The following is a 19998-nucleotide window of genomic DNA, read 5'->3' as shown; positions in this document are numbered from 1 at the left end:
ATGACAAAGGCCCGGACGATCGATCGTCCGGGCCTGTGAATGAGCGCGACGGGAACGGGTCTCAGGTCTGCGCGGCGTCGGCTGCGGCTTTGAGTACGTCGCGAACGCTGTCGATGAATTCGCCGGTACGCTCGACACTGGTCTTCCCGTCCAGCCAATTCCATGTGAAGCAAAATGTCACGCGTGTCTTGCCCACGAGCATCTGCGCGGCGAAGCACAGCGCGTGGAAGTTCTCCCAATCCAGGCTGCCGCCTTTGCCATAGGCGGGCAGGCCATCGGGCACCGTCATCCATGCCGCATCTGCCATGGCCGAGATGCGCTTGAATTCGAGCAGCGTCTCGGGCTTGTGGAAGAAGCGGCCATTCAGCGTGTCGCGATACCAGTTCACGAGATCGGTGGCAGAACTCGTCATGGTCTGTTTGTCGTTGATGACGTCCCGACGCGGCGTGAGACCAAGATTATCGCCATGCTCGAGCTTTTGCATGCCCGCCCAGCCGAGGTCGGTGCCCGAGGCGGCGCCTGCGAGATATGAGAAGAGGATTCGCGTGGAATCGGGAACGTGCGGCGTACTTAGTTGAGCCTGACGGATCAACTCTCGCACGCGCTGCGGTCCCACTGCCGCGAGGGTAATATCGGTACCGATGTTATCGCTGTGCGCGATCATCGCTTCAAGCGCCGTGCGGTATTGCGTCTGACCGCTCAATCCGATCAACACAGGGCTGCCCGGCGTGCGAACCGTGTCGTTCACGTCGCAAAGTTTCGTGCCGGAGAGGCCGTTGCGGCCCACTTCGGTGTCGATGAGGAATTGCGCCAGGATGAACGTCTTGACGGCACTCCCGACGAAAAGATATCGATTGGGTTCGTAGGCCGAGGTCCAGCCGGTCCCATTGGGGACGTCCGCGATGACCAGACAACTCGATGTCGCCGGTTCGTGTTTTCCGAAGCGCAGGACGGCGTCGTCGAGCGTCGGACGGCTGGCCGACATTGCGTTGGGGGACTGCGCGAGAAGTGCGGGCGCAGCGAGCGAGGCGGCAGCGAGCTTGAGTGTGCGTCTGCGGTGAGGTTGGAACGCGGTCATGCGAGAGAACTCCGGAACGGAAGAGAAGCCAGGAAAGCCGGTAAGGCGCGCAGCGCTCAGAGCGTCTCCAGGTCGCTTGCGCATCGAGGTTCGCAACGACGGTATCACGACGATCCCGCCCGAATCGATACCGCGTTTTAGGTAGTCGCCTCGTTTTCCCCGTCGCGACTAGCATTCCGGCCGCGCAGCGATATCCCTAAACCACCTCACCAAAAAATCCGCCAACGCACGCGTTTTCGCAGAAAGGTGGCTTTTCGTTGGATAGACGAGCTTGATATCGGCGGCAGGCAGCGTCCAATCAGTCATCACAGTGCGAAGTTGACCTGACGCCAGATACGGACGGATATCCCACATCGACCGGATCAGCATGCCGTGGCCGTTCAGCGCCCATGTCGTTGCCGCTGCACCGTCGTTGGTGCTGAGCATGCCGCGCACTTTGACCGTCTCCTGACGATCCGCCTGACGGAAGTGCCACGTGCCGTAGGTCTCGTCGCTCTCCCGAATCACGATGCATTGATGCGCCGCCAAGTCCGATGGCTGTGCTGGTTCGCCCGATGCATCGAGATACGCGGGCGACGCGCATAACACCCGCGCATTAGCCATCAGTTGACGCGCCGTCAATCGCGAATCCGGCAAGTCGCCAAAACGGATCGCCGCATCGAACCCTTGCTCAACGAGGTTCACCGGACGGTCCGTCAGGTGCAGTTGCACCTCCACCTCCGGATACTCGCGCGCAAACGCGGACAGCGCCGGGGCGATGTGCGTCCGCCCGAAACCGAGCGTTGCCGCCAGTCGGAGCAGACCGCGAGGGGACGACTGCGCACCGGTCACCGCATGTTCCAACGCTTCGAGCTCGCCGAGAATACGTGCGCCGTCCTGCAAGTACATGTCGCCCTCGGGCGTGAGACTGATGCGTCGTGTCGTACGATGCAGCAATCGCACGCCAAGACGATGCTCAAGTTGCGCGAGCCGACGGCTGACCGCCGGCGGCGTAATCCCCATCTGCTGTGCAGCGGCCGCCATGCTGCCTTCTTTCATGAGCGTCGCGAAAAAGCGCAGATCGGAAAATCCGTCGATTGACATGGCGATTCGTGTCCTGCAATTAACAATGAAGTGATTCTGAGTCACTTTATGTCGTTTTGCATCAAATATAGGATGTACATGACACGTGGTTGATCGCGAATACCGCACAGGCATCGCACCGAACCCGCACGCAGAAAAAGGTAAAAGGGTCTATGACTTCCCAAGCGCTGTTCCCCGGTTTCACCGCCTATCGTTTGCCGACGCCTGACGGGCAGCACATTCACGCGTTGACGGGCGGCAGTGGCCCGGCGCTGCTGATGCTGCATGGCCACCCGCAAACGTCCGCGATCTGGCACAAGGTTGCGCCGGCGCTGGCCCGGCATTTCACGCTGGTGCTGGCTGATCTGCGCGGCTACGGGGATTCGGCGAAACCGGCGGGTGACGCCGATCATGTGGCCTACAGCAAGCGTGTCATGGCGCAGGACATGGTGTCCGCCATGCAGGCGCTGGGACATTCGACGTTTTCGGTGTTGGCGCACGACCGTGGGGCGCGCGTCGCACATCGACTGGCGGCGGATCATCCGGATATCGTGCGGCGCATGGTGCTGCTCGATATCGCGCCAACCCTCGCGATGTACGAACAAGCCAGCGACGCCTTTGCGCGCGCCTACTGGCATTGGTTCTTCCTGATCCAGCCCGCGCCGTTGCCTGAGCGCCTGATCGAAGCCGATCCGGTCGCGTATTTACGCGATGTCATGGGACGTCGGAGCGCTGGATTGGCACCGTTCGATGCGCGCGCTCTGGCGGAGTATCAGCGTTGCTTGTCGCTGCCGGGCGCAGCGCACGGTGTCTGTGAGGACTACCGGGCCGCAGCGACGATCGACCTCGATCACGACCGCGCGGATCGCGACGCCGGGCATCGATTGTCCATGCCGGTGCTGGCGTTATGGGGAGAGCAGGGCGTCGTGCACCGATGCTTCAGACCGCTCGACGAGTGGCAACGCGTCGCGTCCGACGTGCGCGGGCACCCGCTGCCTTGCGGTCATTACATTGCGGAAGAAGCGCCGGACGTGCTGCTGGCCGATGCGCTCCCGTTCCTGCTCGACGTTACACCGAGCGCGTAAGGCCGCCATCGACGCGAATGTTCTGGCCCGTGATGTAACCGCCACCCTCGGACGCCAGGAAGGCCACCGTCGCCGCAATTTCTTCGGCTTTGCCATAACGCTGCATCGGCACGCTTTCGCGGCGTACTTCCTGCTGCGGCAGGCTGTCGATCCAGCCCGGCAGAATGTTGTTCATGCGGACGTTGTCCTTCGCGTATTTGTCCGCAAACAACTTCGTGAACGATGCCAGCCCCGCACGGAATACGGCCGACGTCGGGAACATCTCGCTCGGCTCGAACGCCCATGCCGTCGAAATATTGATGATCGCGCCTGCACCTTGCTTTTGCATGATCGGCGTGACCAGACGCGTCGGGCGGATCACGTTCATCAGATACGTGTCCATGCCGCGATGCCAGTCCTCGTCGCTGATCTCCAGGACGGCGGCGCGCGGGCCATGGCCAGCACTGTTCACGAGCACGTCGATACGTCCCCAACGCTGCACCGCCAGATCGACAAGTTCCTTGAGCGATTCGTTGGACTGATTCGACCCCGTCACGCCAACGCCACCCAGTTCAGCCGCCAGCGCCTCGCCCTTGCCGGACGACGACAGAATGCCGACCTTGAAGCCGTCCGCTGCGAGGCGTCGCGCCGCCGCTGCACCCATGCCGCTGCCACCGGCCGTAATCAATGCCACTTTTTCTACTGTCATGCTGTTATCCTCCGATGACGTCGAGTGCCGCTCGATGGACACGTCAGACGGGTGAACACTGTTCTCAAGTGTTCAAAGCGTAACACTGCGCGACCCGTCAGACGAATCAGATTTCGACACTTTATTCAGTAGAAAAACTACACCATGACGGAAGCCGTCGGCCGATTACCGTCGCTCAACGCATTGCGTGCTTTCGAAGCGGCGAGTCGGCATCTGAACTTCCGGCTTGCGGCGGAAGAACTGGGTGTGACGCAAGGCGCTGTGGCGCAACAAGTGCGTAGCCTCGAAGCGGAATTGGGGATGAAGTTGTTCGAGCGGCATCCGCGCGCGCTGTCGCTGACCGAGAACGGGCGACGCTATGCAAGCGGTGTGCGGCGCGCTTTCGAGATGCTGACGGAAGCAACGCAAGCGCTGCGCCCGGAACCGCTGCGGCTGACGATCAGCGTGACGCCGACGTTCGCATCGAAATGGCTGATCCCCCGACTGCCCGCATTCCTTGAAACGCATCCCGACATCGATCTGCGTATCCTCGCGACCGACCGGTTGTCGCACTTTCAGGCAGACGCTGTCGATCTGGCCGTTCGCTACGGCCGTCCTCCGTTTGGTGGCGGGCTCGTCGTTGAGCCATTGTTTGAGGAGGCGCAAGTCGCGGTCGCGAGTCCTGCCGTGATTGCGGCCGCCGGTCATCCTGGCAAAACGGATGGCGCCGGTCGCGCGGGGAGCCTGCGAGGTCATGCTTTGCTTCACGACGCCCACAACGCCTGGCCGCAGTTTCTCGATCTCACGTTACCGAAGGCGCAGATGTCGGAAGCGAAGAATGTACGGTTCAACCAGACGGCGCTTGCCATCGACGCCGCCGTCGCAGGGCAAGGACTGGCGCTCGCCCATCGTGACTTCGTTGCAGCGGATATTGCGGCCGGTCGTCTTGTGCGGCTATTCGATACCGAACTGCGTACCGGGGCGGGCTTTTACATCGTGTATCCCCGCCGCACCCGGCACGCAGCGCAAATCGCCGACGTCCACGAGTGGCTTTTGCGGGAGACACGAGACACGCGCTAGCATTGCGTTTTATGCAATGACTACGGACGCCGTCATGTCGCTTCCCGATCTCAACCTGCTTCACGCGCTCGATATCCTGCTGGAGGAGGGCAGCGTTGTCGGCGCTGCGCGCCGCATGCATCTGAGCCCGCCTGCCATGAGCCGGACGCTGAGCCGGATTCGTGAAACGCTGGGCGATCCTGTCTTCGTGCAGGCGGGCCGCAAGCTGGTGCCTACGCCGCGTGCGTTGGCGATGCGCGAGCAGGTGCGGCTGGTGGTCGAGCAGGCGCGACAGGTGCTTACACCCGGCGATGGCGTCGACCTCAAGACGCTTGACCGGCGCTTCAATGTGCGTGCAAACGATATCGTCGTGGGCCTGCACTCGGGACGATTGCTTGAGGCGATGGCCGCAGAGATGCCGCGCGCCATGCTGCGCTTCTCGCCGGAAGAAGACGATATGGACGACGAGGCGTTGCGTAGCGGGCGGATCGATCTGTTCATCAGTGCGGCTCGACCGTTGGGCCCGGAGATTCGCGTACAGCCGCTGTTCACGACCAGCTTCGTCGGCATGGCACGTCACGATCATCCGATTTTCGACGACGACATTACGCCTGAGCGCATCACCCGATGGGGACACATCGGCGTGTCGCGACGGGGGAAGTTCGCCGGACCGATCGACAGTGCGCTGGAGTCGCTGGGGCTGCGACGCCACGTGGCTCTGGTCGTACCGACGCCATCCGCCGCGCTTTTCGCGTTGTTTAGCAGTGACCTGCTGCTCGCGCTGCCGTCACACCTTGCACAGAGCGCGTTGGAAGCGGGGATGCGTCTGCGTCAGTTCGATTTTCCGGTGCCGCTTGAGACGGTGGTGTTGACACAGGCATGGCACCCGCGCTTTCAGGCCGATCCGGCGCATCAATGGCTGCGCCGCACCGTCCGCAGGATCTGCGAGACGTACTGATTCGATCATCGATGCGTTAGGCGCAATCGTTCATTCCAATCAAGTCACTTTTCGCATGACAGACGCCGACCCTACAGTGATGAGCATCGTCACTGTGTTCAAGGGTCATCGTGTCATCGACACCTGTTTCGGTCACCGGGTCCGGCGCGTCTAAAGCATCGCGGCTGGGCTGGCTGACCGCCATCGTCTCGCGTACGGACTTCACGTCACCGCGCGCCACCTATGTCTTCCGGTCCATCGTCGCCGCATGGCTTGCGCTGTGCGTTGCGTATCTCCTCGAACTGGAGATGCCGTTCTCGGCCGCGACGACCGTACTGCTCGTCATCAACCCGGTGCAGGGGGCTGTGATCGGCAAGGGCGCGTGGCGTGTTCTCGGCACGCTCGCGGGCATGGTCGCGTCGTTCATGCTGATGTCCGCTTTCGGACAGATGCCGTGGCTCTTTCTCCTCGGATTCTCCGTATGGTTGGGTCTGTGCGTTGCCGGTATGACGATGCTGAGGCACTTCCGGGCGTCGGGCCTAGTAGTCGCGGGGTACACCGTCGGGCTGGCCACGTTCGGCGCACTGCAACACCCGCAGCTCACGTTCGACCACGTCATCGGACGTGCCTCGACCGTGATGGTGGGGGTGGTGTGTCTGTCGGTGGTGTCTGCGCTGTTCAGTGCCCGCAGCATGCGGGGGAAGCTGGAGGGTGCGCTGACGCGAATGACCGCACGGGCTGCGGAGGTATTGGCCGCACTCAGCGTGGCGGACGAGGAGAAAGCACACGCCGCTGCCGCCGACGCCCAACGTCAGTTGATGACCGAGATCTACGGCGTGGACGATCTGCTGGCCGTCGGCAAGGCGGAGTCGGTGGACCTCGCGCATCGTGCGCATGCCGTACGGCACGCAATGGCGTCGCTGTTTGCAGCACTGGCCAGTGGCTCGCGCGCACCGCTCGGGAAGACATTGTCGTCAATGCTGACCGCCGCGTGGCGCGAAGCTGCACAGGCCGTCGGCACCGGTTCGCAGGGGCTGGAACGCGCTGAGAGCGTGATGCGAGACGCAAGACAGCGGCTTATCGATGCGCGCGCGTGGACTGACGCCACATCGTCGGCAACGTTCATTGCCATCGACGTACAGATCGAACAGGTCGACGATTACCTCGCCGCGCTGGATGGGCTTGCATCGCTGCATCGTCCGCGACCGGCGGGCGCGGCGGCGGTCGTCAGCTTCCACAGGGATCCGCGCGCTGCGTGGCAGAACGGTCTGCGCTCCGCCCTGACGTTGTTCGCCGCAGGGGCCATCTGGATTGTCACGGGCTGGCCGCATGGCGACATGATGCTGCTGATCGTCGCGCCGTACTGTGCGTTGCTTGCCGCAGCACCGAACCCTGCTGCCGGGGCATGGCAGTTCGTCAAAGGATCGGTGTTTGCGGTGCCTGCCGCGTTCGTGTGCGCCTTCGGCGTGCTGCCGCACATCGACGGACTACCGTTGCTGCTTGTCGTGCTGGCCGTGTTCTGGCTGCCCGGGATTTACGCAACGACACTGCCGCAGCATGGCCTGGCGGCGCTGGCGTACCTCGTCGGTTTCAATACGCTCACAGCGGCCGACAATCCCATGCACTACAACCTGCCGCTGTTTCTCAACGGGTCGGCCGCTTGGATCTTGGGGACGCTCGTTGCGTGGATGGGGTTTCGCTTGCTGCTGCCTCGGGTATTGCCGTGGGACATCGCACGGCTGCGGATGCGAATTCGCGATGAAGCCTTGCGTACGTTTCGTCCATCCACGCCGACTGCGTCGTCCCGCAGCCTGCTGACTGCGGCCGAGATATGGAAATGGCGTCAGCAACACCGCATCGCATCGTTGGGGGCGCTCCGAAAATCACAGCCGGACGCCATGCATCGAGACATCGCCGACGCACTTGTCAGTCTCCATCTTGGGCGCGAGGTGTGGCGGGTGCGCGCCTGGATGGCCGGTGAGGGGTGTCATGCCCAGTTCGCGGAGGTACGGCGAGTCGTTGCCGTCGCACTGGACCGGATGCAACGCCGCTTGCTGGCGCGTCACCCCAAACCCGCGTTCGCAGCGCGCCATGCACGCAATGCGGCACGACGGCTGGTGCGAATTGAGGCGACGTCACCCACATCACCCACATCACCCGCATCGCTGGTCGATGCTAGCCGTCTCAAGCGTGTCGTGGCGGCGCTCGTCGACATCGCCGCGACGCTCGACGCGCACGCCGACTATTTCTGCCAACCCCAACCTCTGGCTCCCGAATCTCATGCTCAGTGAAGTTGCCGTGGCGGGCATTTATTTGCCGCCGTTCTTCGTCTACGCCTGCATTGCCTTGCCGGTGTTCTTGGGTCTTCGTTTCGTCATGACGCGCGCGGGGGTGATGCGCCGCGTCTGGCATCCGGCGCTCTTCGAGTTCGCCATTTCTCTCTGTCTGGTCTCTCTGCTGGTGATTTATGTCTGATCGAATGATGTGGTTGCGTCCCGCGGCGAGGGCTGCGGGTACGTTGGTGGCAGTAGCTCTTGCGGTGGCGCTGGTCGCGGCGCTCTGGCGGGTGTATGTCGTCGCACCCTGGACGCGTGACGCTCGCGTTAGCGCGGAGGTGGTGCATATTGCGCCCGAAGTATCGGGGACGGTGCGCGACGTGGCCGTGGTCGACAACCAACGCGTTCAGCGCGGCGAGTTGCTGTATCGCATCGACCCCGAGCGTTTCCGTTATGCCGTGGCACAGGCCGAAGCGCAGTTGAGTGCGGCAACGGCCGTCATGCAGCAAAAGATGCAGGACGCGAAGCGTCGGCGCGGCATGGACGATCTCGTGCCCAGCGAGGACATTCAGCGCGCGAACCACGCGGTCGCCATCGCGCAGGCCGAGCAACGTCGCGCGCAGGTCGCACTCGACGTAGCCCGGCTCGATCTGACGCGCACCGAATTGCGGGCCCCCGCAGATGGGTACATCACCCATTTGCGGCTGCGTCCGGGAGACTACGCCGTTGCAGGACGAGGTAACGTCGCGCTGATCGATGCGCACAGCTTCTGGGTGACGGGCTACTTCGAGGAGACCAAGCTTCATGGTATCCGCACCGGTGCGCCAGCACGTATCCGGTTGATGGGGTTCGACGAGATGCTCGACGGCCATGTCGCGGGCATTGGCCGTGGCATCACCGATGCCAACGAGCATGCCGACGCACAGGGTCTGCCAAGCGTCGAAGCGAGCTTCAGTTGGGTGCGTCTGGCGCAACGCATCCCGGTGCGCATCGCCATCGACCGGGTGCCTGCCGGGGTGGTGCTGGCAGCGGGCATGACGTGCAGCGTAGACGTCGGCCGATCCGAGGCCACAGGCATGCCGAAGGGGCATCTCGCCAGCCTGCTGATGCGATGGATGTGACGTCATGAAACTCGCATTGAAATGGCCGGGTGCATTGGCGGCTTTGCCTGCGTCAAACGGTTCTTACGAGGTGCCGAGTCATGCGCTTCGTCGAGCGGTTTCGTTGGGCGGGATAAGCCTGCTGCTCGCAACCACCGCCTGCACGACGCTAGGCCCTGACTACCACACGCCCCAGACCGACGTGCCTGCCCAGTGGCATGAGGCGCGAGATGCGTTCGATACGTTGGGCACGTCCGATACCTCGCGGCTGCGCGAGTGGTGGCGGTCGTTCGGCGATCCGCTGCTCGACCAGCTCGTCGACACAGCGCTGCAAAACAACCGCGATCTCGGTATTGCTCAGGCGCATCTCGTGCAGGCGCGCGCGCAGCGGATCCAGATCGCTTCCGGGCTGGGGCCGACGATCTCGGCTGGCGGGACGGCGCAGGCGTTGCGCTCCAGCAAGCGTCTGGACTGGCCGCCGGGCATCGGGCAGTCGCGCACATGGCAATTGGGATTCGACGCGAGTTGGGAACTCGACGTCTTCGGCGGTACGCGAAGGGCGGTGGAATCGGCCGACCCGTACGTCGAAGCGGTGGCGTTCGACCGAGCGGCTGTGCGTGTGAGCCTGCTGGCCGAACTGGCGGCCGACTACGCCATGTTGCGGACTACGCAAGCGAGGTTGTCCATCGCGCAGGAGAACATCCGTACGCTGTTCGAAGGGGAACGTCTGGCGCAACGCGCCTTCGCGCAAGGTCTTGGAACCTCCGCCGAAGTGGCGCAGGCCCGCGCAGAGCGCGAACTCGCGCAGGCGGAGCCGCCGCGATTGCAGGCCGACATCGAACAGTTAAGTCACGCGATCGGCGTACTGGCAGGTGGATTTCCTGCGCAATGGCGCGATACGCTGGCCGCGCCGTCTGCCGTATTGCCGGTCATGCCAGCGCTACCGATGTCGTTACCGTCCGACGTCATTCGTCAGCGCCCGGACGTTCGCGCGGCCGAGCGTCGGCTTGCTGCCGCTACGGCACAGATCGGTGTGGCGGAGGCCGAGCGCTTCCCGCACTTCAGCATCCCGTTGAGTCTCGGCACGACGGCGAGTCTGCTCCACGACTTGTTTTCCAGCGCGAGCGTCGCGTGGTCCGCCGCCTTGATCGGCAGCCAGACGCTCTACGACGGCGGAAGGGCGCGCGCCAGTGTCACCGTGGCGCAGGCGGCCACTGACGCAGCGCGGCTTGCGTATGAGCGGGATGTCCGGCTCGCACTGCGCGACGTGGAAGACGCGCTCACGGGCCTGCATGGGGAGCGTGCGCGACAAGTCGCGCTGCATTCGGCGGTCGACGACAGTCAGCAGGCGCTGGTCCGCACGACGCGTCTGTACCAACGCGGATTGAGTGCCTATCTCCCCGTGCTCGTGGCGCAACGTGCCGCGAATCGTGCACGTGACGCCCTTGCCATCAGTCAGGGCGGTGAGGTGCTTAACGCCATCGCGCTTTACAAGGCACTGGGCGCGGGGTGGGCGCCGGACACCGTCCCCGTTCAACCTGCTTCCCGTGCTTCCCTTTGATCTCATCGCTTAGGAGCGAACCTCATGACACTCGATCCCCATCTCTTTTCGATCCACGACGTCCGCGAACTGCCGTTCGTCCTTTTCAATCAGGAGGCGGCCGAGCCGGGCTACGCACGTGACTGGGAGGCTGAGATGACGGCATTACTGAAGCACGGCGAGCCGTTCGTGGTCGTCTATGACCAACTCACACGCGACGAGACCCACGAAGACCGCAAGCAACGCGCCATCTGGCTCAAGCAACACAAGGCGGCGCTGGCTGAGGTCTGCAAAGCGCTGGTGAGTATCGAGCCGAATGAAACGCGACGTGCGGCCGTCCGCGCGATGGGAGAGACAGCGGTGAAGGCCTTCGGTATCCCGCACGAAGCCGTCGCCACGCGCGACGAGGCGATGGCCCTCGCACGGCGTTTGACGGCATCCGCAGGCTGAGGAGGGCGCCTGCTGCGTGTTTGCGATCTAATGCGGCGTGCGCGTCGCAAATCCGTGGCGTCGTGCGACGAACGCGACGACCCACGCAGCGAGGGCAAGCATCACGAGCACATGCGGCAGTGCTGCGGCACCCCACGTCGACAGCACGGTGCCGCCAAGCACGCCGCTCGCGGCAAACGAAAGATTGAAGACAGTCACGAGCATCGACTGCGCCACGTTCTCGTGCTCGCCTGCAGCGTTGCCTAACGCGGTCTGCAAGATCGTCGGCGCACCGCTGAAGCTCAGTCCCCAGAGCACCGCGCCCGCCATCAGCACCGGCCATGACGTCGGCCAGCAGCCAAAGGCGACGATGACGACGACAAACGTTGCCAGTGCCGTCAGCACGAGTCGGCGCAGCCACCGGTCCACCCACAGGCCAACGCCCCAGAGCCCGACGAGCGTGAAGATACCGAAGGTCGAGAGCATCGTCGCGAGCCGTTCGCTCATGCCGGACGACGCAAGAAACGGCGCGATATACGTGTAGAGCGTGTAATGCGCAACGACCCACAGCATGACCACCGCAAGCACCGGACGCACGCCCGGCAAACGCAACACATCCGTCGCACGGGCGCGGGCTGCGGGGGCGCTGGTCGCGTTTCCATTAGTCACCTCCGGCACGATCAGCAGCATCCATCCGACGAGGATCAGTGCGCACGCCGACAAGCCGCCGAAGACCCAGCGCCAGCCGATCAGGTGGCCGAGGGTCGTGGCGGCGGGAACCCCGAGCGCGAGCGCCAGCGGCACGCCGAGCATGGCGAACGCGAGGGCGCGACCTTGTCGTGACGGACTCACGAGCCGTCGTGCGAACGTGGCGATTTCACTCCACGCGAGCCCCGTGGCGAGTCCGACGACGAAGCGTGCGGCGAGCGTCAGCACAAAGTCCGACGAGAACGCCGTGACGGCGTTGCACACAGCGAAGCCGAGCAGGGCGACAACGAGGACTGTGCGACGCGACAGGCTGCGCATCAACACGGTGAGCGGCACGGCACCGAGGCCTGCGCCCAACGCACACAGCGTCACCATCTGACCGGCCCACGATTCGGAGATGTGAAAGCTGTCTGCCAGTTGCGGCAGCAATCCGGCGGGGACGGTTTCGTTCGCTGCGGCGACAAATGTCGCGAGCATCAGCGCGGTGAGCGAAGCCCATACGGTGGCGTCGCTCTGATGCTTGTGAGCGGTCGAGGGGGATGACGGTGGGACGGCTGGCGAGGAAGCGGGCATGGTCGGACGTTGAGCGTGAATGTCCCGACGGGACGATGTGAGGTAGTCTGCCGATGCTCGTTGCATTTGATAATCTGTCGCCAATTTGAATAACTCTCAAAAGCAGATAGAAAATGGCGACGGACAAACTGGGCGACATGCGCCTCTTCACCACGGCTGCGACACTGGGCAGCCTCTCGGCGGCCGGGCGCAAGCTGGGGCTGTCGCCTGCGGCGGCGAGTGCGCGGCTGGCGAAGCTGGAGGCGTCGTTGCAGACCCGTCTTTTCGTGCGTACGACGCGTCAGCTTCGGCTCACGGAGGAGGGGCGCGTCTACTTGTCGCACTGCCTCGTCGCCTTGCAGGCCATCGACGATGGCGAGGCGGCGCTTCAGGCGGGGTGCGATGCGATTCGAGGGAAGATCCGGCTGTCGGCATCGACCGATTTCGGCACCCATAAGCTCTCGCCGTGGCTAGACGCATTCGTCGAGCGTTACCCGGACATTCGGCTATCGCTGGCACTGACCGACTCGATCTCCAATCTCGTACAGGACGATGTGGATATCGCCATTCGCTTCAGTGAGCCGGAGGACGGCACGCTGGTGGCGCGGCGTCTCGCGCCGATGTGCCGTGTGTTGTGTGCGTCGCCCGACTATCTGGCGCGCTACGGCGAGCCGGAAACCCCGGACGCGCTGGGGGCGCATCAGTTCATCGTGCTGGTTACGTCCTCGGGGCCGCTCAACGAATTTCATTTCAAAAAGGACGAAGCGACGTGGCGGTTCTCGGTGCCGATGGCGCAGGCGTGGGAGACGAACGATGGCACGATCGCGCGTCGGTGGGCGCTCGATGGCCGGGGAATCGTGCGCAAGACGTTGTGGGACGCCGCCGACGACGTCCGCGCCGGGCGGCTGAAGATATTGCTGCCGACATTCGTTGCGCAGGAGGCCGGTGTCTATGCGGTGCGACACCGCACGCGTTACATGGTGCCGCGCGTGCGTGCCTTGCTCGACTTCCTGATCGAGCGTTTCGCACAGGAGGCGGCGACGCTGCCGGATGTTTGTCTGGTGCGCCATGGGGCCGAAGCGGGCATCGTGCCGTGCGGGGCACGGTAAGTCTTGGCGGAGCTAGATCAGGGCGTTGCGGGGTGTTCCGGGGCGTCGGGGCGACGCGTCACATGACACTTACAGAGGACAACTTCATGTCATCATATGGCATGGCACAGATCCCGCTCTTCCCGCTCGGCAACGCCTTGTTCCCTTCCGGGGTGTTGCATTTGCGCATCTTCGAGGTGCGCTATCTCGACATGATTAAGCGATGTCTGGCGGACGGCACCGAATTCGGTGTCGTGGTGCTGCGACAAGGCAGCGAGGTCAGGCTGCCGGACAGCGTCGAGGAGCCCGCGATGATCGGCACCATGGCGCGCATCGACGACTGGCGCGCACCCATGCCAGCGTTGCTCGAACTGGTGTGTCGGGGCACGACCAAGTTCCGGCTGTCGTCTGTCGAGCTGGGCAAGTATGGGTTGTGGACGGGCGAGGCGGAAATGTTGCCTGCCGACGACAGCGTCGCCATTCCCGACACGCTGCAAGTCAGCGCGGACACACTGGGCAAGCTGATCGCCGGGTTGCAGCGCGATCCCGCCCGCGCGGCCAAGCTGCCGCTGGCGCCGCCGTACCGTCTGGATGAATGCGGCTGGGTGGCTGACCGATGGGCCGAACTGCTGCCGTTGCCCGCGCATGAGAAGGAGACGCTGCTGGGCATTGCCGATCCGGTGGCGCGTCTGGCGCGGATTCAGGCATTTCTGACGGACCACGGCGTGCTGTCCTGAGCGCGTCTGGCGATTTCGTCAATCCTGGCCGGACAGGCGATAATGTCGCCTGCCCGGATTTTCCATGCCGTTGCCTCGGGCAGCGGCATCGTCACACACATTCATGACAGTCCAGATTAACCAAGAACTCAAGGCGTACATCGATCCGCTCACGCCTGATGAATACGCTGCCCTCGAACAGAGTCTGCTTGCCGAAGGTTGCCGCGACGCGCTTGTCCTGTGGGGCGACGTGCTGGTCGACGGCCACAATCGCTACGAAATCTGCCGCAAGCACGACATCGAATTCAGAACCGTCCAGAATTCGACGTTCCAGTCGATGGACGACGTGCATCTGTGGATGATCGACAACCATCTGGGGCGTCGCAGCGTATCCGATTACCAGCGCGGTGTGCTGGCGCTGCGCAAGAAGACCATTCTTGAGGGACGAGATACCCCGGATGCACCGGTGGCGGGGGCTGAGCCGACGGCACCTGCGGCGGGTGATGCATCGGCATCGGCATCGGAAGCGGCCGGAGCGAAGTCGTCGATCCCGGCGCACACCATGGCGCTCACGCGTGCAGCGCTGGCACGCGCGGCCCGCCTGTCGAGCAATACGCTGGGGCAGATCGAGCAGATCCACAATGCGGCGGCACCGGAGTTGGTGGACGCGGTCAAGCGTGGTGAAGTGTCGATCAATGCGGCGGCGGCGGTGTCGACCTTGCCGCAGGCGGCGCAGGTCGCAGCGGTGGTGGCGGGCAAGCAGGAGTTACGTGAGCTGGCGCGCTCCGTGCGCGAGGCGCGTCCGGTCAAGCCGCGCAAGAAGAAAGAGGAAGAGATCGTCGAAGAAGATGACGGTACGCCGCCGTGGGACACGAGTGTCGATCCGACCGACGAGTTGACGCGGCTGTCGAAGGAACTCAAGGCGATGACGGCCGAGCGCGATGCGCTCAAGAAAAAGGTTGCCCATCTCACCATCGCGCTGGCTGAAGCGCGTGCGGGCAAGTAGGTTCGGGTGATCGGCATCGCAACGCGCGTCCTGCTGCGCGTCGCGATGCCCGCTGCGTCAGGCGGCGCGTCCTCCCAGGTACAGCTCGCGTACCTGTTCATCTTCTAGCAGGGCGTTCGCTGCGCCCGTGAGCGCGACTGTTCCCATCGACAGCACGTAGGCACGATCCGAGATTCGGAGCGCCTCCATCGCGTTTTGCTCGACCATCAGAATGGTGACTTGCTCCTGGTCCCGCACACGGACGATGGCGTCGAATACTTCGTGCAGCACTTTGGGTGAGAGGCCCGCAGACGGCTCATCGAGCAGCAGCAGGCGCGGGCGGGGCATCAGCGCGCGTGCAAGCGCCAGGATCTGGCGTTCGCCGCCGGACATCGACGCCGCTGGCGCATTGCGCTTGCGGCCGAGCACGGGGTAGAGCTCGCAAAGTTCATCGATGCGTCGGCTGCGCTCGCTGTCGCTCAGATAGTGTCCGCCGACCTGAAGATTTTCGCGAATCGTCAGCGTACCGAAAACATTATCCGTCTGTGGCACGAAGCCGACGCCGCACTGGCGGATCTTGCGATGCACCGGAAGCTGCGACACGTCTGCGTTTTCCAGAACGATGCGGCCCTCACGCGGCAACACGAAGCCCGCAATGGTCTTCAGGAGCGTTGATTTGCCGCAACCGTTCGGGCCGAGCAGCGTGACGATTTCGTTCGACGCCGCATGCAGCGTCATCCCTTTAAGTATGTCGACTTCTGCGGTATATCCCGCGACGACATTGTCGATCTGAATCATGCGGACTCCGTTTCTCTGATGCGTGCGCCTGGCGTTGCCGTGTGAGCGCCACCCCCAAGATAGGTCTGCAGCACCCGTTCGTTGGACGACAGATCTTCGGGATGGCAACTGGCGACGATGTGCCCTCGATCAAGCACGATGCAGCGGGTGCAAAGCTCCCGGATGAAGTGCATGTCGTGCTCGACCACCACGAGCGTCATGCCCTGGGCATTCAAACGCTTGAGTGCAGCCACGATGTCGCGTCTCAGATTCGGATGCACGCCGGCCGTCGGTTCGTCGAGCATCAGCATGCGTGGCCCGCCCATCAGGGCGCAGACGATACCCAATAGCTTCTTTTGACCACCTGACAGCGCGCTGGACGGTAAGTCACGGACATGGGTGAGCAACAGTTCGTCGAGCAGGGCCGTTGCTCTGACGCGCGCGGCGGCTTCCGCTTCTCGCGCAGCGCGCGCGCCCAGCAGTGTCGAGAACACGCCGTGGTGCGCCGTGGCGGCGGCCATGGCGACTTCCATCACCGACATGCGTGCGGGCATGGACGGCAACTGGAACGTTCGCGCGACGCCTTGTGCCACGATGCGGTCCGCCCGAAGCGTATCGATGCGATGCGCGTCGAGCGAAATGCGCCCGGCATCGAGGCTTTCGAAGCCGGTAATCGTGTTGAGCAGCGTGCTCTTTCCTGAGCCGTTCGGGCCCAGCAGTCCAACGATTTCGCCGGGCATGACGTCGAACGTCACATCCTGAAGGACCTTGTTGCCGCCGAATGCTTTGGCGACGGCTTGCACTTCCAGTAGAGGTTTCACGGGATGCGTCATGCCATTTTCCTCAGTTTTTCCGGTACGAGGCCTTCGCTGCGCCACATCAGGCAGGCCAGCAGGATCAGACCGATGACGCCCAGTCGAAGCGCACCGGCGCTGTCTGAGCTGAAATGCAGGTAGTCCTTGGCAAACGGGACCAGCGTGTACGCCCCTTGTACGATTGCCGTGCCTGCGAGTACGCCCCAGACGTTGCCGATGCCACCGATCATCAGGATCGTCCACAACGCGAACGTCTCCGACGAGAGGAGGTAGTCGGGGCCGGTGAAGCTCATGAAGTGCGCGTACAGCGAACCGGCGACTGCGGTGACGGCGGCGCTGGTCATGACGGCGCGCGATTTGAGCGAGCGCAGGTTGTAGCCAAAGCATGCGGCGAGCTTCGGCTCTTCGCGCATCACGCGCAGGGCGCGACCGAAACGACCGTCAGCGAGGCGCTTGGTGAGCCATGTGAAGGCCGCTAGCACGGCGAGCACAAGGGCCAGAAACGCCAGCGTGTCGTAGGGGCGCGGCAGCGAATCGAAGAGCATCGGAATCGGGCTGATGCCATTCGCGCCCCCCGTGAGCCAACCTTCGTTGGTGGCAATGGTGCGCAGGATTTCCGCAATCGCGAGAGTTGCGATGCCCCAATAGTCGGCACCGAGCTGACGTCCAAGACGTGCGATGCCCGCGCCGAGCGCGACAGCAGCAACGACGCCGATTGCCATGCCGAGGAGCGGCGATCCGCCTGCTTGCATCGTGATGGCGGTGGCGTAGGCCCCGAGACCGGCGAACGCAATGTGACCGAAGTTGAGCAGCCCGGCGTAGCCTGCCTGAAGGTTCAGGCCGAGCGCCATGATCCCGTAAATACCGGCCACTGTGAGTGTGGCAACAATGAACTCAAACACGGCGCACCTCGCGATCGAACAGCCCGTAGGGCTTGAAGAGCAATGCCAGCAACAAGATGAGAAACGCCCCGGCATTGATGTAACCCACCGGCAGGAAGGCGACGGTCTTGCCCAGCATCGGGCCGAAATTCAGGTTCGTCACCAGTGTTTCCGTCAGCGCGATGAGCACCGCTCCAGCCACTGCGCCGAGGGGATTACCCAGGCCGCCGAGAATCGCGGCGGCGAACACGGGAAGCAGCATGTCGTTGCCGAGTTGCACGTGCGCACCGGCTGACAGTGCCAGAAGCCCACCGCCTAGCCCGGCGACTGCGCCCGAGGCGAAGGTGACGCCTCGCGTGATCCATTCGGCGTTCAGGCCCGACGCGGCGGCGAGCGACGGGTTCGTAGCGAGCGCGCGCATGGCGCGTCCGGCGCGTGTGTAAAAGAGGATCAGCGCGAAGACGGCGAGCAACGCGACCGTGGTCGACACTGAGTAGAGCTGCAAATGGGTGATGCGGGCGTCGCCGATGAGCATCGGGGGTGTGAGCGGCAGATTGAACATTTTGGGGAACGAGCCTGCGATGCCCTGACAGAAGGCGATCACGAGCATCGACACGGCGAGCGAGCCGATCATGGCGATGGCCGGTCCGCCGCGCAATAGTTTGCGAAAGACGAGCCGGTGCATGACCAGGGTGAGCGTGCCGGTCACGAGCGCCGCAAGAATGAGCGATGCCCCGAGCGGCAGACCGAAAGTCGCCATCGCGTAGGTGATGTAGGCGCCCGCCATTGCGTACTGCACGTGGGCAATATTCGGAAACTTGACGAGTCCGTAGACCATGGACAGCCCGAGGGCGATCAGGGCCAGATCGGACGCGCGTAAGAGCGTATCGACAAGAAGTTGGAGCATGAATTGAATTCGCAGTGAAGCGTTGGTACGGGCGGCGATCATTCGACGCCACCGGATACGGCATCGGCAACGCCGGTCATGGCGTTGCCGATGTGCATCACGTTCAGACCGACGTGGCTAACTAAGCCAACGAGAGGCGGGGCGGATTAGCGCGGCACCACCTTGCCGTCGTACTTCAGCTTTGCGTACGGCGGGTCGATACGTTGGCGATCCGCGTCGAACGAAATCGGGCCAGTGACCCCGGCAAAGTTGTTGCCAACGTTCTTCAATGCGGCCTGCACGGCGGCAGGCTGAGTCGACTTTGCATTGTTGATGGCGGCGGCGGTGAGCATGACGGCGTCATAGGCGTAACCCGTGTACGACGTCTTCGGTGCCTGACCGTACTTCGCCTGGAATGCGTCGATGTATTGCTTGCCTACGGCGCCCTGTACTGAGCCGACTTCCATACCGAGTTGGCCGTTGGCGATGTTCGCGGGGGTATCCGAGAGGCTCATCGACAGCAAAATCGCGTACCAGGGCTTTTGACGCAAGCCGAGTTCGAACGCTTCGCGATTGAGGACGGCAGATTCCTGCCCGTAGGCTGTGTAGATGAAGGCGTCCGGATTGCTGCGCGACGCTTGTTGAAGTTCACGGCGATACGTGGATTGGCCAGCGGTGTAAAGCAGTTCCGTGGCGACCTTGCCGCCGAGCTTTTCGAATTCCTCACGGAAGCCGTGCGCCACGCCTTGACCATAGGCGTTGTTGGGGGCGATCAGGGCGATATTGCGATAACCGAGATCCCACGCGTCCTTCGCGGAGAATTTGTTGCCGAGATTCTCCAGACCGATCAGGTTGAACGACGTCGTGCCCAGATCCTTCACTTTCACGCTCGTGCTGGCGATGTTGATGTGCGTCACACCTTCTTTCACCAGATATTGCGCCATCGGCAGCGTAATGCCGGACGAATATTCGCCGATGACCACCGGCACTTTGTCGACGGTGGCGAGCTTGCGCGCGGCATTCAGGGCGGTGGTCGGATTGCCCCCGGAGTCTTCGACGACGACGTCGAACTTCTTACCCATCACGCCGCCTTGAGCGTTGACCTTTTCCACCGCAAGTGCGACGGCGCGGCGCACATCTTCGCCCACCGTGGCGTTCGCGCCGGTCAGCGAGAGGACCGCCCCCATGCGGACCGTATCGTCTGCTGCGTGGACATGCGAAGCAAAGGCAAGCGCCAGTGCGGCCGGGACGATCAACTTACGAAGTTTCAATGACATGAATTTCCCCCGAAAAAAGTCAGTTGAGCCTGCAGAAAAAAGCGCGTTTGGCCGATGACCGTGCGTCCACATGTCGGCGG

General features: G+C 63.4%; 20 protein-coding genes. 11 read left to right on the top strand and 9 right to left on the bottom strand.

Features of this window, described 5'->3' with window-relative positions:
• Positions 1–61 precede the first annotated feature (61 nt).
• Complete coding sequence (locus NA29_RS13085; protein WP_039398688.1) at positions 62–1078, bottom strand: serine hydrolase; 1017 nt, start codon at positions 1076–1078, stop codon at positions 62–64.
• Positions 1079–1246: 168 nt separating this feature from the next.
• On the bottom strand, positions 1247–2155 hold the full coding sequence (locus tag NA29_RS13080) for a LysR family transcriptional regulator (RefSeq protein WP_039403399.1): 909 nt from the start codon (positions 2153–2155) through the stop codon (positions 1247–1249).
• Positions 2156–2313: 158 nt separating this feature from the next.
• On the opposite strand from NA29_RS13080, the gene NA29_RS13075 reads away from it, so the two are divergent.
• Positions 2314–3225: an alpha/beta fold hydrolase gene (locus NA29_RS13075; protein ID WP_039398687.1), complete on the top strand. Its 912-nt coding sequence runs from the start codon at positions 2314–2316 to the stop codon at positions 3223–3225.
• On the opposite strand, the gene NA29_RS13070 is transcribed toward NA29_RS13075, so the two are convergent.
• Positions 3209–3913 carry an SDR family oxidoreductase gene (locus NA29_RS13070; RefSeq protein ID WP_039398686.1) on the bottom strand — a complete coding sequence of 235 codons (705 nt, stop codon included), beginning with the start codon at positions 3911–3913 and terminating at the stop codon, positions 3209–3211. The genes NA29_RS13075 and NA29_RS13070 overlap by 17 nt on opposite strands.
• Before the next feature lie 144 nt (positions 3914–4057).
• Here NA29_RS13070 and gcvA point away from each other — a divergent pair, with 144 nt between their 5' ends.
• The 7 genes from gcvA to NA29_RS13035 all read left to right on the top strand — a co-directional run bounded on the left by gcvA (position 4058) and on the right by NA29_RS13035 (position 11254).
• Positions 4058–4972, top strand: coding sequence for a transcriptional regulator GcvA (gene gcvA, locus NA29_RS13065; RefSeq protein ID WP_039398685.1), 915 nt, complete (start codon positions 4058–4060; stop codon positions 4970–4972).
• Positions 4973–5006: 34 nt separating this feature from the next.
• Complete coding sequence (locus NA29_RS13060) at positions 5007–5909, top strand: LysR family transcriptional regulator (protein ID WP_039403398.1); 903 nt, start codon at positions 5007–5009, stop codon at positions 5907–5909.
• A 110-nt stretch (positions 5910–6019) separates the two neighbouring features.
• A complete protein-coding gene (locus NA29_RS13055; protein ID WP_224786934.1) occupies positions 6020–8179 on the top strand; it encodes an FUSC family protein in 2160 nt (719 codons plus the stop codon).
• The gene (locus NA29_RS13050; protein ID WP_039398684.1) at positions 8169–8363 is read left to right on the top strand and encodes a DUF1656 domain-containing protein; all 195 of its coding nucleotides are present in this window, start codon (positions 8169–8171) and stop codon (positions 8361–8363) included. The genes NA29_RS13055 and NA29_RS13050 overlap by 11 nt, the downstream gene beginning before the upstream one ends.
• 7 nt (positions 8364–8370) lie before the next feature.
• The gene (locus NA29_RS13045; RefSeq protein WP_039403394.1) at positions 8371–9285 is read left to right on the top strand and encodes an HlyD family secretion protein; all 915 of its coding nucleotides are present in this window, start codon (positions 8371–8373) and stop codon (positions 9283–9285) included.
• Between the two features lie 4 nt (positions 9286–9289).
• Entirely contained in the window at positions 9290–10825 is a 1536-nt protein-coding gene (locus tag NA29_RS13040; protein WP_084103724.1) for an efflux transporter outer membrane subunit, read from the top strand.
• Positions 10826–10849: 24 nt separating this feature from the next.
• Complete coding sequence (locus tag NA29_RS13035; protein WP_039398683.1) at positions 10850–11254, top strand: hypothetical protein; 405 nt, start codon at positions 10850–10852, stop codon at positions 11252–11254.
• A 27-nt stretch (positions 11255–11281) separates the two neighbouring features.
• Here the strand turns inward: NA29_RS13035 and NA29_RS13030 are convergent, their stop codons facing one another.
• Positions 11282–12580 (bottom strand): MFS transporter, encoded by a 1299-nt coding sequence (locus NA29_RS13030; protein ID WP_224786933.1) that lies wholly within the window; start codon positions 12578–12580, stop codon positions 11282–11284.
• A gap of 47 nt (positions 12581–12627) precedes the next feature.
• On the opposite strand from NA29_RS13030, the gene NA29_RS13025 reads away from it, so the two are divergent.
• From NA29_RS13025 to NA29_RS13015, 3 genes are all read left to right on the top strand, one after another.
• A complete protein-coding gene (locus NA29_RS13025; protein WP_052252907.1) occupies positions 12628–13602 on the top strand; it encodes a LysR family transcriptional regulator in 975 nt (324 codons plus the stop codon).
• A gap of 101 nt (positions 13603–13703) precedes the next feature.
• Entirely contained in the window at positions 13704–14318 is a 615-nt protein-coding gene (locus NA29_RS13020; protein ID WP_039398678.1) for an LON peptidase substrate-binding domain-containing protein, read from the top strand.
• A gap of 103 nt (positions 14319–14421) precedes the next feature.
• A complete protein-coding gene (locus NA29_RS13015) occupies positions 14422–15303 on the top strand; it encodes a ParB N-terminal domain-containing protein (RefSeq protein WP_039398676.1) in 882 nt (293 codons plus the stop codon).
• Between the two features lie 57 nt (positions 15304–15360).
• Here NA29_RS13015 and NA29_RS13010 read toward each other — a convergent pair whose 3' ends face one another.
• From NA29_RS13010 to NA29_RS12990, 5 genes are all read right to left on the bottom strand, one after another.
• A complete protein-coding gene (locus NA29_RS13010) occupies positions 15361–16080 on the bottom strand; it encodes an ABC transporter ATP-binding protein (protein ID WP_039398674.1) in 720 nt (239 codons plus the stop codon).
• Entirely contained in the window at positions 16077–16880 is an 804-nt protein-coding gene (locus tag NA29_RS13005) for an ABC transporter ATP-binding protein (protein ID WP_039403384.1), read from the bottom strand. Before NA29_RS13005 ends, NA29_RS13010 begins: the two co-directional genes overlap by 4 nt.
• 8 nt (positions 16881–16888) lie before the next feature.
• Positions 16889–17776 (bottom strand): branched-chain amino acid ABC transporter permease, encoded by an 888-nt coding sequence (locus NA29_RS13000; protein WP_039398672.1) that lies wholly within the window; start codon positions 17774–17776, stop codon positions 16889–16891.
• Positions 17769–18662 (bottom strand): branched-chain amino acid ABC transporter permease, encoded by an 894-nt coding sequence (locus NA29_RS12995; protein WP_039403374.1) that lies wholly within the window; start codon positions 18660–18662, stop codon positions 17769–17771. Before NA29_RS12995 ends, NA29_RS13000 begins: the two co-directional genes overlap by 8 nt.
• A gap of 146 nt (positions 18663–18808) precedes the next feature.
• A complete protein-coding gene (locus NA29_RS12990) occupies positions 18809–19918 on the bottom strand; it encodes an ABC transporter substrate-binding protein (protein ID WP_039398670.1) in 1110 nt (369 codons plus the stop codon).
• Positions 19919–19998: the final 80 nt, after the last annotated feature.

This window comes from Pandoraea sputorum, assembly GCF_000814845.2.
Lineage (GTDB): Bacteria > Pseudomonadota > Gammaproteobacteria > Burkholderiales > Burkholderiaceae > Pandoraea > Pandoraea sputorum.
Note: the sequence above shows the minus strand (reverse complement) of the source record. Positions and strands in the feature narration are given on the sequence as shown.